Origin of the sequence: Sphingopyxis sp. UBA6723, assembly GCF_002454115.1 — a bacterium.
Lineage (GTDB): Bacteria > Pseudomonadota > Alphaproteobacteria > Sphingomonadales > Sphingomonadaceae > Sphingopyxis.
The window spans coordinates 180629-193035 of record NZ_DKIH01000003.1; the positions used below are offsets into that span (position 1 = coordinate 180629).

General features: G+C 64.6%; 15 protein-coding genes. 9 read left to right on the forward strand and 6 right to left on the reverse strand.

Annotated elements, in window-relative coordinates; all coding sequences use genetic code 11:
* Window positions 1-129 (reverse strand): entericidin A/B family lipoprotein, encoded by a 129-nt coding sequence (locus B4F07_RS01530; RefSeq protein WP_293704456.1) that lies wholly within the window; start codon window positions 127-129, stop codon window positions 1-3.
* Between the two features lie 233 nt (window positions 130-362).
* A complete protein-coding gene (mgtE, locus tag B4F07_RS01535; protein WP_293704422.1) occupies window positions 363-1817 on the reverse strand; it encodes a magnesium transporter in 1455 nt (484 codons plus the stop codon).
* Window positions 1818-1984: 167 nt separating this feature from the next.
* Between mgtE and B4F07_RS01540 the strand changes: the two genes are divergently transcribed.
* The gene (locus B4F07_RS01540) at window positions 1985-2434 is read left to right on the forward strand and encodes a peptidylprolyl isomerase (RefSeq protein WP_293704423.1); all 450 of its coding nucleotides are present in this window, start codon (window positions 1985-1987) and stop codon (window positions 2432-2434) included.
* A 34-nt stretch (window positions 2435-2468) separates the two neighbouring features.
* Here the strand turns inward: B4F07_RS01540 and B4F07_RS01545 are convergent, their stop codons facing one another.
* Window positions 2469-3599 (reverse strand): NAD(P)H-dependent flavin oxidoreductase, encoded by a 1131-nt coding sequence (locus tag B4F07_RS01545; RefSeq protein WP_293704425.1) that lies wholly within the window; start codon window positions 3597-3599, stop codon window positions 2469-2471.
* A gap of 105 nt (window positions 3600-3704) precedes the next feature.
* Between B4F07_RS01545 and nadC the strand changes: the two genes are divergently transcribed.
* The 3 genes from nadC (at window position 3705) to B4F07_RS01560 (ending at window position 5567) form a co-directional block, all read left to right on the forward strand.
* On the forward strand, window positions 3705-4553 hold the full coding sequence (nadC, locus tag B4F07_RS01550) for a carboxylating nicotinate-nucleotide diphosphorylase (RefSeq protein ID WP_293704426.1): 849 nt from the start codon (window positions 3705-3707) through the stop codon (window positions 4551-4553).
* A gap of 1 nt (window position 4554) precedes the next feature.
* Entirely contained in the window at window positions 4555-5262 is a 708-nt protein-coding gene (locus B4F07_RS01555) for a ribonuclease T2 family protein (protein ID WP_293704428.1), read from the forward strand.
* Between the two features lie 83 nt (window positions 5263-5345).
* Complete coding sequence (locus B4F07_RS01560; protein WP_293704430.1) at window positions 5346-5567, forward strand: hypothetical protein; 222 nt, start codon at window positions 5346-5348, stop codon at window positions 5565-5567.
* Window positions 5568-5896: 329 nt separating this feature from the next.
* On the opposite strand, the gene B4F07_RS01565 is transcribed toward B4F07_RS01560, so the two are convergent.
* A complete protein-coding gene (locus B4F07_RS01565) occupies window positions 5897-7168 on the reverse strand; it encodes an MFS transporter (protein WP_293704432.1) in 1272 nt (423 codons plus the stop codon).
* Window positions 7169-7315: 147 nt separating this feature from the next.
* On the opposite strand from B4F07_RS01565, the gene pgsA reads away from it, so the two are divergent.
* From pgsA to B4F07_RS01580, 3 genes are read left to right on the forward strand one after another with little or no spacing between them, the layout of a single operon-like run.
* Entirely contained in the window at window positions 7316-7888 is a 573-nt protein-coding gene (gene pgsA / locus B4F07_RS01570) for a CDP-diacylglycerol--glycerol-3-phosphate 3-phosphatidyltransferase (protein WP_293704433.1), read from the forward strand.
* A gap of 6 nt (window positions 7889-7894) precedes the next feature.
* Window positions 7895-8152, forward strand: a complete 258-nt coding sequence (locus B4F07_RS01575; protein ID WP_293704435.1) for a MoaD/ThiS family protein — start codon at window positions 7895-7897, stop codon at window positions 8150-8152.
* On the forward strand, window positions 8149-8589 hold the full coding sequence (locus B4F07_RS01580) for a molybdenum cofactor biosynthesis protein MoaE (RefSeq protein ID WP_293704437.1): 441 nt from the start codon (window positions 8149-8151) through the stop codon (window positions 8587-8589). The genes B4F07_RS01575 and B4F07_RS01580 overlap by 4 nt, the downstream gene beginning before the upstream one ends.
* Before the next feature lie 103 nt (window positions 8590-8692).
* Here B4F07_RS01580 and B4F07_RS01585 read toward each other — a convergent pair whose 3' ends face one another.
* Window positions 8693-9598: a hydrogen peroxide-inducible genes activator gene (locus B4F07_RS01585; protein WP_293704439.1), complete on the reverse strand. Its 906-nt coding sequence runs from the start codon at window positions 9596-9598 to the stop codon at window positions 8693-8695.
* A 135-nt stretch (window positions 9599-9733) separates the two neighbouring features.
* On the opposite strand from B4F07_RS01585, the gene B4F07_RS01590 reads away from it, so the two are divergent.
* Complete coding sequence (locus tag B4F07_RS01590; RefSeq protein WP_293704441.1) at window positions 9734-10201, forward strand: EF-hand domain-containing protein; 468 nt, start codon at window positions 9734-9736, stop codon at window positions 10199-10201.
* An 81-nt stretch (window positions 10202-10282) separates the two neighbouring features.
* Here the strand turns inward: B4F07_RS01590 and trmFO are convergent, their stop codons facing one another.
* On the reverse strand, window positions 10283-11632 hold the full coding sequence (gene trmFO / locus B4F07_RS01595) for a methylenetetrahydrofolate--tRNA-(uracil(54)-C(5))-methyltransferase (FADH(2)-oxidizing) TrmFO (protein WP_293704443.1): 1350 nt from the start codon (window positions 11630-11632) through the stop codon (window positions 10283-10285).
* Between the two features lie 74 nt (window positions 11633-11706).
* Between trmFO and B4F07_RS01600 the strand changes: the two genes are divergently transcribed.
* Window positions 11707-12387 (forward strand): lysoplasmalogenase, encoded by a 681-nt coding sequence (locus B4F07_RS01600; RefSeq protein WP_293704445.1) that lies wholly within the window; start codon window positions 11707-11709, stop codon window positions 12385-12387.
* Window positions 12388-12407: the final 20 nt, after the last annotated feature.

Sequence of the window (12407 nt, forward strand, 5' to 3'; positions counted from 1 at the left end):
TCAGTCGATGGCGTCGGCGCCAGCCTGACCGACCGATTCGATGTCGCGACCTGCACCCTTGACGGTGTTGCAACCAGTGACGACGACACTTGCCAGAATGGCGAGAATGATAGCGCGGAAACTCGTCATTTTTTCAAACCTCTCTGGATGGGATGCAAAATGGCCCGGCACGCTTTCGAGGGGGGGGAGGGAAATGCGGGCCGGGCCAATGTTGCTGAGCAGCGCTGCGGGGGGGCGATGATCGCTGCTCGAAAGGGAAACGAGCCAAATGTGGGATAAGTTCCCGAAAAAAATGGCTCGGTGAATTTTTTTTGGGTCTTTTTTTGCAGTGTCGGAATCGACTTTTGATTCCAATATCTTGCTCAGCCCATGGTGGTCAGGCCGCTGGCCACAGCCAGACCAAGGAAGGCCAGAAAACCCATGGAATCGGTGGTCATGGTGACAAAAATGGAACTCGCGACCGCCGGATCCTGATCGAGGCGATCGAGCAGGAGCGGGATCGCGACCCCGGCGACGCCCGCCACAAAGATATTCACGACCATCGCCGCGGCGATCACGGCGCCGAGTTGCGGGTTGGCGAACCAGATTGCGGTTGCGGTACCGGCGAGCAGCGCAATCGTCGCGCCGTTGAGCAGCGCGATCTTCATTTCGCGCCAGATCGCGCGCCAGCTGTTCGAATCGGTCAGCTGGTTCATCGCCAGTGCGCGAACCGTCACCGCCAGCGTCTGGGTACCGGCATTGCCGCCAACCCCGGCGACGATCGGCATCAGCGCCGCGAGCGCCACCATCTGTTCGATCGCACCGCCGAAAAAGCCGACGATTGATGAGGCGAGCAGGGCGGTACCCAGATTGGCGACCAGCCAGCGCACGCGAGCGCTGTAGGTTTCGCGGATCGGTTCGTTGATGTCGCCGTCGCCGGCGCCAGACAGGCGCAAGATATCCTCGCCCGCCTCTTCCTGAATGATATGCACGACATCATCGACGGTGATCATCCCGACGAGGCGCCCGGCGCGGTCGACGACTGCGGCCGAGATCAGCGCATATTTCTGAAAGCGCAGCGCGACCTCTTCCTGGTCCATATCGACCGGGATCAGCGTCTGCTCGCGCTTCATCACATCGCTGATCGCGATGTCGCGCGGGGTGCGCAAGATCCAGCTGAGCTGGCACGACCCGACCGGACGGTGCATCGGATCGACGACAAAGATTTCCCAGAAGTCGCTGGTCAGCGTGGTATCTTCGCGCAACCGGTCGATAACGTCGCCGACGGTCACATGCTCGGGAACCGCAACCAGATCGCGCTGCATCAGGCGCCCGGCCGATTCCTCGGGGAAAGACAGCGCGTCTTCGATCGCGGCGCGATCTTCGGGTTCCATCGCGTCGAGCACCGCCTGCTGCTCGTCGGCTTCCATATCCTCGATGATCGCGACGGCGTCATCGGTATCGAGTTCGGACGCGAGCTCAGCGACTTGCTCGGGCGCGAGCAGGTCGATCAGCTCCTCGCGTACATAATCGTTCATTTCTGCCAGCACGTCGGCGGACAGCATATTGCCCAGCACCGCGGCCAGCATCGGGCGCTCGTCGCTGCGCGCCAGTTCGAACAGATCGGCAATGTCAGCGGGGTGGAGGCGGCCGATACGCTCGCGCGCCGCCTCGCCTTCGCCAGCCTCGGCCAGTTCGATGACGTCGCGGACGAATTTGGGCCTCAGCCGATCATCTTCATCAAGCTCGGTTTCCGCCTCGCGCGCCGCGGCTTCACGGTCGCGATCGTCAGTGAGGGCGGAATCTTCGATGAGTCGGGAATCTTCGCGGTTATCCATCGCGCGGTCCTCCCTGTTTGGGCCGACGACTGCCGGCGGGCCGAGCCTTCCCCCCTAGTCGCGGCACCGCCATATGGCAACGCCAGCGAGGCGACAGTGGCAATTAAAGCGTGGCTTTGGCGCCGTTGATCGCTATGGCACCGCCATTATTTCTACAGGAGCCGAGCATGACCGACCAGACTCTCACCCTTTCGCTGTCGACGGGCGATGTCGTTATCCGCCTGCGCCCCGACTTGGCGCCGCTGCACGTCGAGCGGATTACCCAGCTGGCGAGCGAAGGGTTCTACGACGGCGTCGTGTTCCACCGCGTCATCCCGGGCTTCATGGCGCAGGGCGGCGATCCGACCGGCACCGGCATGGGCGGTAGCCCGCTGCCCGACCTGCCCGCCGAATTCAACGCGCAGCCGCACGTCCGCGGCGTGTGCTCGATGGCGCGCGCGCAGAACCCGAACAGCGCGAACAGCCAGTTCTTCATCTGTTTCGACGACGCGCGCTTCCTTGACAACCAGTACACCGCCTGGGGCGAGGTGATCGAAGGCATGGAAAATGTCGACGCGCTGCCCAAGGGCGAGCCGCCGCGCGAGCCCGGCAAGATCGTCAAAGCGACGGTTAGCTGATCTGAAAATCCCCGCTTCGGCGGGGATTTTTTTGCTATTCGCCGATAAACCCGTTCAGCCGCTCGCACGCGGCGATCCAGTCTTCCTTGAACTCCTGCACGACCTGCCCGGCGCCCATCGCCTCGTTCATCAGCCCGACGCCTTGGCCGACCCAATAGGTCGCGAGCGCCTTCGCGCCCTCGTGGCCGCCCTCGGACAATTTATCGACCTTGCGCAGCGCGGGTTCGCTGACCAGCGATTGCAGCGGCATTGGTAGCGGTTTGGGCGCGCCTTCAGCCTCCCAGGCATCGGTCCAGGGTGAGCGGAGCTGGCGTGAGGGTTTGCCCGTCCGGCTTTTCGAGCGCACCGTGTCGCGCGAACTGGCGAGCAGCATTTTTTCCTTCACGACCGGATTGGTTTCGGCTTCGGCAGTGGTCAGCCATACCGATCCGGTCCAGGCGCCATGCGCGCCCATCGCCATCGCCGCGGCCATCTGGCGCCCGGTGACGATGCCGCCCGCGGCCAAGATCGGTGTGGTCGCGCCAACGGCTTCGACTGCCGCGGCGACCTCTGGAACCAGCACCATCGTCGCGACTTCACCGCAGTGGCCGCCCGCTTCGCCGCCTGCGACGACCAGTATATCGACCCCGGCACGGACCTGTGCGAGCGCGTGATCGCGCGTGCCGACGAGCGCGGCAACCGGGACGTTGTGGCGCTTGCCGAGTTCGAGCATTAGCGGCGGCGGTACGCCGAGCGCGTTGGCGATCAGCTTGATCGGGTGACGGAAAGCGACTTCGAGCAGCTTGGCGGCGCCATCGTCGGTCATGTTTTCGCCGAGACCGCCGCCGACGGCGGGGAGCGCGAGATTGCCGTCGTCGACCCCGTGCTTCTGAAGCAGTCCGGCGACAAAGGCTTTGTGCTCGTCAGGGATCGAGGGCAGTGCGCTTCGGGCCTCGCCCTTGCCCGCGAAGCTGTTGGGGACGATCAGGTCGACGCCATAAGGCTTGCCGCCGATATGCGCGTCGATCCACGCGAGTTCCTCCTCAAGCCGTTCGGGCGGGAGCGAGGCGGCGCCGAAGACGCCCATGCCGCCCGCTTTCGACACCGCGACGACGACGTCGCGGCAGTGCGAGAAGGCGAGGAGGGGGAACTCGATGGCGAGCATCGCGCAGATGGGTGATTGCATTGGGCCTCTCCGGATGTGGACTAAAGTGCCACGTGGCGTGCATGTCAGCGTTAGTTTACGTAAACGTCAAGTTGATTTGCTGCGGCCGCCCATTATCGCAGGGACATGACCCAATTTTCCCTGCCCGATTTCGACCTTGATGCTTTTGTTCGCGCCACTTTGGCCGAGGATCTGGGGGCGGGGGGTGACATTACGTCGATGGCGGTGATTCCCGCTGATGCTCGGTTCGGGGGGGTGATGGACAGCCGCGATGCGATCATCGTCACGGGGTTGCCGATCGCCGAAGCTTTCTTTCGCACGCTCGATCCTGCCATGGAGATCGAAATCCTGGTTGCCGAAGGGGCCGAAGTGGCCGCGGGCAGCGATGTGATGCGGCTGTCGGGCAATGCCCGCGCGATGCTGACTGCCGAACGCTCGGCGCTCAACACCGTACAGCATCTGTCGGGGATCGCGACGATGACGCGTCAATATGTCGACGCGCTGGCAGGAACCGGCGCGACGCTGCTCGACACACGCAAGACAATCCCGGGGCTGCGGGTGCTGGAGAAATATGCGACGCGGATGGGCGGCGCGACCAACCACCGCATGGGCCTGTGGGACGCGGCGATGATCAAGGACAATCATGTCGCGGTCGCCGGGTCGGTAGAGGAAGCCGTGCGCCGCGCGGTCGCGGCGGGGATTGCGAGCATCATCGTCGAGGTCGACCGGGTGGCGCAGGTCGAGCCCGCGCTGAATGCCGGAGCGACGCACCTGTTGCTCGACAATATGACGCTGGACGAGCTGCGGACATGTGTCGCGATCGTCGGTGGCAAGGTGCCGACCGAGGCGTCGGGCGGAGTGCGGCTCGACACGATCGGCGCGATCGGCGCGACGGGGGTGACCTATGTGTCGGTCGGGCGGTTGACGCAGTCGGCGCCCGCGGCGGATGTCGGGCTTGATTTTGCGCTGGCCTAGCTTGGCCGCACTGGCGCTGCTCCTCGCGCCTACCGCAGCCCAAGCCCAGGCGCTCGCCTGCAAGCTCCCCGATCGCATCCCGGTCCCGCGGCTCGACCAGCCGAAGCGCGGCGAACCGGTGCGCAAGACGCCGACCACCGGCTATCTGCTGGCCATGAGCTGGTCGCCGCAGCATTGCGCCAATGTCCGCAATCCCCGCGACGCGCGCGACCGGTTCCAGTGCGCGGGCGAAAATGGCCGCTTTGGCTGGGTGCTCCACGGGCTGTGGCCCGAAACCGACAGCCGCGACTATCCGCAATGGTGCCGCCCGGCGAGAATCGTGCCGCAGCCGGTGCTGCGCGAGCATCTGTGCATGACGCCATCGGTTCAGCTGCTCCAGCATGAGTGGGCGAAGCATGGCACCTGTATGAGCCCGAATCCCGCCGCCTATTTCCGCTCCGCCGCGATGCTGTTCCGCGCGGTGCGTTTTCCCGACATGGCGGCGCTGGCGGCGAAACCGCAAACGGCGGGCAGCGTCCGCCGCGCCTTTGCTGCAGCCAACCGGGGCGTGACCGCACCGATGATCGCGGTGACGACCGACCGGCAGGGATGGCTGAAGGAAGTGCGGCTGTGCCTGGGGCCGCGGATGCGGCCGCAGCGCTGCAAGCCGTTTCAGGTCGGCGCGCGCGATGCACAGGCGGTTCGGGTGCGACCTATCCCAAAGGATTAGCCGCTGTGCCGCTTTGACACGCTGTGCCCGTTAACGATCTTTTAACCTTACCAAATCGTTAACACCTGCTTAGCTTGCCGGGCATGGACTCGGATCACATCGACATTCGCCGCCGGATTCAGGCGCATAGCGCCCGCCAGCTGACGATCGCGCGGCTGAGCGCACCTGCCGATTGGCAGGGCGAGTTGCGGCAGGCGCTGGCGGCCCACCGCGAACCAGTGTCCATTTTTGCGGGCAGCGATCTGCGGCTGTTTTTGCAGAGTTTCGCGGTGTTTTTCACCGCGACGATGATGTTCTTGATCTGACGGCTGGTAGCGACCAGCAATTACCGTTGCTGGAAAGTGGGCGTTGGAAGAAGTTTCGCGCAGAGGCCGCAGAGGCCACAGAGTACGCAGAGAAGATCAAGGGACTCACGCGGAGGCGCGGAGACGCGGAGTTGAAGTCGTCGCGGACGGTTCTGCCGCTGGCTAGCCAAGCGATCCAGGCCTTTCATGATGAGCGGCTGTACCGCTCCTTCTTTCCTCTCCGCGGCTCCGCGCCTCCGCGTGAACAATATCAGGATCCTCTGCGCTCTCTGCGCGAATTTCCTGCGGCCCTAAGTCCGCTGCCTACCCCAAACCGGCCGTCCGTCAGCCTAATCGCACGCCTTGTGCAGCTTCCACGCCAGCACCGCCGACACGAGGCACATTGCCGCCACCATCAGCAGCGTGTCGTCGATTGTCAGCCCCATGCCGATCAGGACGCTCAGCAACAGCACCGCCGCGACCATGAAACCGGAATTGACGATATTGTTCGCGGCAACCGTCCGCGCAGTCTGCGACTTGGCGACCGTGGTGGTAAGGAAAGCGTAGAGCGGCACAACGAACATGCCGCCTGCAATTGCGATGCCGAGTAGGTCGAAAATGATGCGATCGCCTGCTGTCAGGGACAGGAATTCGCGCCAGTCCATCAAGGCGGCGCTATGGTGGCTCCACCCTTTCACATTCCACCACAGGTCGAGCACGAACAGGCTCATGACCAGCACCGACCCGGGCGAATAGCGGGCCGATACATGACCCTTCAGCAACCGGTTGACGATGATCGAACCGATCGCGACCCCGACCGAGAAAATGGCCGTGAACAGGGTCGCGACGGTGTTGTCGGCGCCCAGCGCGTTCTTGACCAGCGGAGGGAATTGGGCGGCCAGAATGGCGCCTATCGCCCAGAAAAAGCTGATCGACACGATCGCCAGGAACAGCCGCGGGATGTGCATCGTCGAATTGACCAGCCGCCAGGACGAGCGAAAGACATGATAGTCGATCTTCATCCCCTCTGCCTCGGTTTCCGGCGGCGCGGCGGGAACGAAGGTCGCGGTCAGTCGCCCGATCAAGGCAACCGCGATGATGCCGGGAATCGCGATATGCGGCGGCGTCAGACCGCCGACGATCGTCCCCATCAGGATCGCGATATAGGTTCCGGCCTCGACCCAGCCAGTCCCCGCGAGCACCTCGTCCTCCTCCAGATGCTGGGGCAGGATCGCGTATTTGATCGGGCCGAAGAAGGCCGAGTGCATCCCCATCGCGAACAGCGCCAGCAGCATGACCGGTACCAGATGCAGCCAGATGCCGATGGCGCCGACGATCATGATGAAAATTTCGGCGGTCTTGATCAGGCGGATCATCCGCGTCTTGTCGGTGCTGTCGGCGAGTTGCCCGGCCAGCGCCGAAAACAGGAAAAAGGGCAGGATGAACAGGCCCCCCGCCAGCGCGTTGAACCAGGCCTCCGTCTCCGGATCCTTATAGATCGTGAAGGTGACCAGGATCACCATCGCCATCTTGTAGAAATTGTCGTTGAAGGCGTTGAGGAACTGGGTAGCGAACAGGGGCAGAAACCGGCGTTGCTTCATCAGCGCAAAGGAACCGGTCATTGAAAATCCACTTTTGCAGCCTGACATTGCGACGGCGCCGATGCATCACGGCAATATGGTTGTCGCGCGTGGGGCTTATCGGTTAGGGCGGACGCGGTCAAAGCCCATTTTGGGCCGGACGAAACACGGGCGCTGGAATCAGGGATCATGCTCAGTCTTCCGAACATCCTGACATTGTCGCGCATTTTGGCGGTGCCCATTTTGCTGTTCCTGCTGTGGCCGGGAGTGGTCGAGGGTTCGCACCAGCCCAAGCCGATCGATTATGCGCTGGCGTTCGGTCTGTACTGCCTGATGGGCATTACCGATTATTTTGACGGTTATGTGGCACGCTCGCGCGGCATCGTGTCGCGACTGGGGGCTTTCCTCGATCCGATCGCCGACAAGATCATGATTGCGGCGGTCATCCTGCTGCTCGTCTTTACCCGCGACATCACCGGCTATCATGTCATCGCGGCGCTGATGATCCTGCTGCGCGAGATCATCGTGTCGGGGCTGCGCGAATTTCTGGCGACGTTACAGGTGTCGATGCCGGTAACACAGCTGGCGAAATGGAAGACGACCTTTCAGCTCGTCGCCTTCGGTGCACTGATCCTGGCCGGGGCACTGCCTGCGCTGGAGTGGGTCAAGCTGGTCGGGCTGGCGTCGCTGTGGGGCGCCGCGGTGCTGACGCTGATCACCGGCTGGGATTATCTGCGCGTCGGCCTGAAGCATATGGATTGAGCGCGCATGGCGCTGAATATCGCATATTTTGCCTGGGTACGCGAGCGGATGGGGGCGGCTGAGGAGGTCGTCGAGCTGCCCGCCGATGTTAACGATCTGACTGCGTTGCTGGCGTGGCTGGCGGCGCGCGACGCGCGGGGGGCGTCGGCCTTTGCCGAGCCGCAGCGGATTCGCGCCGCGATCGATGGCGTGATGATGGGGCCGGGGGCGCCGCTGATCGGCGCGCGCGAGGTGGCGCTGTTCCCGCCAGTGACCGGCGGATGATCCGCGTCGCAGTGCAGGCTGCGGCGATCGATGTCGGCGCCGAGTTCGGCCGGCACGATGCTGGGGGCCATGGCGCCAGCGCCAGCTTTGTCGGGCGGGTACGCGGTGATGGTGGGCTGACCGAACTGTTCCTGGAGCATCACCCGGTGATGACCGAAGCGGGGCTGAGCGATCTGGCGCATGCTGCCGCCGACCGCTGGCAACTGGCGGCGCTGACGTTGATCCACCGGGTCGGGGCGATGGCGCCGGGCGACACGATCGTGCTGGTGCTGGCAAGCAGTCCGCATCGCAGCGAGGCGCTGGCGGCGTGCGAGTTTCTGATCGACCGGCTGAAGACCGATGTGATGTTGTGGAAGCGTGAGACGTTTGGCGATGGGCGCGTGGCGTGGGTCGAGGCGCGGGCCGGGGATGCGGTACGGGCGGAGCGGTGGGGGTGAGCTAAATTCCGTTCGTCTCGAGCGAAGTCGAGAGACGCGCGGTTCGAGCGTGCCTTTGCGTGTCTCGACTTCGCTCGACACGAACGGGAAGTGGGGTTCGCGCTTAACTCGCCCGGTGTTTCCGGAAAATATCCGCCAGCATCTTGAACTCGTCCGCCCGCGGGCTGCCCTTGCGCCACACCAGCGCGATCGTGCGCCAGTCGTGATCCGAGTCGAGCGGGCGGGTGTCGATGTCGGTGTGGTCGAGGATGCCGGCCTCGATCGCCATCTGCGGCAGCATCGTGATGCCGAGGCCATTGTCGACCATCTGGACCAACGTATGCAGCGACGTCCCCATCATCCGCGCCCCGGCGCGCAGTTCGGGACGGTTGCATGCGGCGAGGGCGTGGTCCTTCAGACAATGGCCGTCCTCCAGCATCAGCATCTGCGCCGGGTCGATCTGGTCGGCGCTGACCATCGCGGGCAGGTCTTCGGACTGGTCGCCGGGGAAGGCGACGAACAGCGCGTCGTCGAACAGCTCCTCGCTCTCGACATCGCCGCATGCGTAGGGGAGCGCGAGGAGCACGCAGTCGACGGTGCCATGGTGGAGCGATTCGCACGCCTGCGCGCTGGGTTCTTCGCGCAGGAACAGCTTGAGCGCCGGGCGTTCCTTGCGCAGCAGACGCAGCATGCCGGGAAGCAGGAAGGGGGCGATCGTTGGAATGACGCTCATCCGAAGGTCGCCGACCAGCGGCGCCGCAGCGGCGGCGGCCATGTCGGCGAGCTCCTCGGCCTCGCGCAGGACCCGGTGCGCCTTTTCGACGATGGCGTTGCCGAGCCCGGTGAAGCGGACGACGCGGCGGGTGCGCTCGACGAGGGTTTGGCCCAGCAACGTCTCAATCTCGCGGATGCCCGCGGATAGCGTCGATTGCGTCACGTTGCAGGCATCGGCGGCGCGGCCGAAATGGCCATGTTCGTGCAGCGCGACCAGATATTGCATCTGCTTCAGCGTGGGGAGGTAATTGGACATTGATCGAATATAGCCATGAACCGGGTCGTTTTGAATGGTTTTACCGATAATTATTTGCCGCCATAGTGGCGCCGATTGTTGCTGATTTCTGCGCTGCTGTGATAGCCAATGGGATCGGACGAGGCGGAGGGACGGATGGCGATTTCCCGTTTTCTGATCGGCGGCGTGGCGAGTGCGCTGCTGCTGACCGGCGGCCTGTTTCTATGGGCGGGCTATACGCAGATTGCCGAAGAGGAGGTGCTGCCCGAGCCGCCGCCGGCGTTGGCCGCGATTCCGGTGGCGGGGGCGAATGCGCCGAAGCGCGGACCGGCGCCGCCTGCTCTGCCCGCCGCGAAAGAGGCGTCGCGCGAGGAGCGGCGGTTTAATCGCTTCGACCGCGATCGCAATGACCGGATCAGCCGCGTCGAGATGATGTCGTCACGGACGGCGGCATTTCGCAAGCTCGACAAGGATGGCAATAATCTGCTGACGTTCGAGGAATGGGCGGTGGCGACGGGCGAGCGGTTTGCGGGGGCCGATAGCGACAAGTCGGGTGATCTGACGCGCGCAGAGTTTGCGACGACGGCGCCGAAGCGGGCGGTGAAGGCGAAGTGTAATTGTTAAAATCGTCGCCCCCGCGAAGGCGGGGGCCGCTGGCAACCTTGCGCTACGCCGATAGCGGCCCCCGCCTTCGCGGGGGCGACGCTATGCCGCCACGCCCTCCGCCACCTTCATCCACTCGGCCAGCGCAGCACCCGCTCGCGCCGTATATCCTAGCTTGCGATCCTTCTTCCGCACATCCTCGGCCAATGGCGGAAACAACCCGAAATTGACGTTCATCGGCTGGTAGCTCGCGGCATCCGCGCCGCCGGTGATATGGCCGAGCAGCGCACCAAGCGCGGTCTCGCCCGGCGGCGGCGGCAGGGTGCGGCCCGCGAGCTCGGCAGCGGCAAAGCGCGCGGCGATCAGGCCGATGGCGGCGCTTTCGACATAGCCCTCGCAGCCGGTGATCTGTCCGGCAAAACGGATATGCGGTGCGGATTTGAGGCGGAGCTGCGCGTCGAGCAATTCGGGCGAGCGGATGAAGCTGTTGCGGTGGAGGCCGCCGAGGCGTGCGAACTCGGCCTTTTCGAGGCCGGGAATGGTGCGGAACAGCTCGACCTGCGCCGCGTGCTTCAGCTTGGTCTGGAAGCCGACCATGTTCCACAAGGTGCCGAGTGCATTGTCCTGGCGCAGCTGGACAACTGCGTAAGGCCAGCGCCCGGTGCGCGGATTGTCGAGGCCGACGCCCTTCATCGGGCCGAAACGGAGGGTTTCGGGTCCGCGTTCGGCCATCACCTCGATCGGCATGCAGCCTTCGAAATAGGGGGTGTTCGTCTCCCATTCCTTGAACTCGGTCTTGTCGCCGTCGACCAGCCCCTGGACGAAGGCGTGATACTGGTCCTTGTCCATTGGGCAGTTGATATAATCCTTGCCGTCGCCGATCGGCCCGATCTTGTCCCAGCGGCTGGCCATCCACGCGATGTCCATGTCGATGCTGTCTCGGTAAACGATCGGCGCGATGGCATCGAAAAAGGCGAGGGCGTCCTTGCCGGTCGCGGCGCCGATGCTGTCGGCGAGGCTGGCGGCGGTGAGCGGGCCGGTGGCGACGATGGTCAGGCCTTCGCCGGGCAGCGTGTCGACACGTTCGCGGACGATGGTGATATTGGGGTGCGCTTCGAGCGCGCGGGTGACGCCGCCCGAAAAGAGGTCGCGATCGACGGCGAGCGCCGACCCCGCGGGTACCTTGGTCGCGTCGGCTTCGCGCATGATGATCGAGTCGAGCGTCCGCATCTCGCGGTGGAGCAGGCCGACCGCATTGCTGTCCCCGTCGTCGCTGCGAAAGCTGTTGGAACAGACCATCTCCGCCAGCGCGTCGCCCTGATGCGCCGGGGTCATGTCGCCGCCGCCGCGCATTTCGGAGAGGCGGACGCGGAAACCTGCCGCGGCGAGTTGCCAGGCGGCTTCGGACCCAGCGAGGCCGCCGCCGATGATGTGCACGTCGTATTGCGCCATTTACCCTATCCGTTGACTTGCGACCAATGCGCCGCGCAGTAGGCGGGTTGCGGGCAAGATGCAAAGGGGCGGGCATGAGTGAGCAGGGTTGGGCCAGAGACTGGGATCGCGCACGGTGGCTGTGGTGGGCGGCGCTGGCCGGCGGGATCAGCTATTTCGCGGCGGTGTATATGCGGCTCGACGGGCCGGCGATCTGGGCTTGGAAGGCGTCGGGAGTCGGGTTGCTCGCGGTGTGGGCGGCGGCGAATGCGCGCAGCACCGACGGCAAACTGATCGCGGCGGTGCTGGCGTTTGGGGCGCTGGGCGACTGGTTGCTCGATGCGGTCGGGATGCTGGCGGGGGCGGCGGCGTTCGCGACCGGGCATCTGATCGCGATCATATTGTATCTGCGCAACCGGCGGCCCAGTCTGACGTCGTCGCAACGGGCGCTGGCATGGCTGCTGGTGCCGCTGGCGTTGATCATCGCGTGGGGACTGACGCGCGGCGCCGAAGCGGCGCTGATGGGAGCGGCGATTGCGTATACTGGTGGGGTCGCAATCATGGCGGCGACGGCGTGGATCAGCCGCTTTCCGCGCTATCGCACCGGCGTCGGCGCAATGGCGTTTCTGGCGAGCGATCTGTTCATTTTTGCGGGGGAGGGCGGGACGCTGAGCAAGGATTTGACCTTGTGGCTGGTGTGGCCGCTCTATTTTGGCGGGCAGGCGTTGATTGCGTGGGGGGTGGTGAGTACGCTGGCGAGGGAGGGGCGAAGCTGATCCTCCCTGTGGCGAAGCCA